Here is a 629-nt window from a genome sequence, read left to right as displayed (position 1 = left end):
TACCCTCTCCCCGTCCTTCACGGGGAGAGGGTAAGGGTGAGTGGCAGCGCCTTGCCTGGAGGACTGGCGCATGATCGCCGGCAAGCATGCCCTGGTCACCGGCGGCGGCTCCGGCGTCGGCCGTGCGATCGCACTGGCGCTGGCGGAAGCCGGCGTCGCCGTCACCATCTGCGGCCGCCGTAAGGCCGCGCTGAATGAAGTCGCGAAGGCAAACGCCCGCATCTTCGGCATCGGCGCCGATGTCACCGACGAAGCCGACATGACGGCGCTGTACGAGAAGGCCGAGGCGGCGCGCGGTCCCTTCGAGATCGTCGTCGCCAATGCCGGGATGGCTGCCAGTGCGCCGGCTTACAAGACCTCGCTCGCCGACTGGCGGCGCACGCTTGACGTCAACCTCACCGGCGCTTTCCTGACCGTGAAGCCAGCGCTTAACGGCATGCTGGCGCGGAAGACAGGCCGTATCGTTTTCATTGCCTCGACCGCCGGACTGAAGGGCTACGCGTATGTCGCGCCCTATGTGGCGGCCAAGCATGGCGTCGTCGGGCTGATGCGGGCGCTCGCAGCCGAGACCGCCAAGTCCGGCATCACCGTCAACGCCATCTGCCCGGGCTTCGTCGAAACCGACATGC

Annotated in this window: 1 protein-coding gene; it reads left to right on the top strand. The window is 67.6% G+C overall.

The window, feature by feature from the left end; translation table 11 throughout:
* Positions 1-70 precede the first annotated feature (70 nt).
* A partial coding sequence (locus EOA32_RS37585) for an SDR family NAD(P)-dependent oxidoreductase (protein ID WP_145971528.1) occupies positions 71-629 on the top strand: 559 nt, incomplete at its 3' end.

It is taken from the genome of Mesorhizobium sp. M1A.F.Ca.ET.072.01.1.1, from assembly GCF_004023325.1.
Classification (GTDB): domain Bacteria; phylum Pseudomonadota; class Alphaproteobacteria; order Rhizobiales; family Rhizobiaceae; genus Mesorhizobium.
This window is presented reverse-complemented; position numbering and strand designations above follow the sequence as displayed.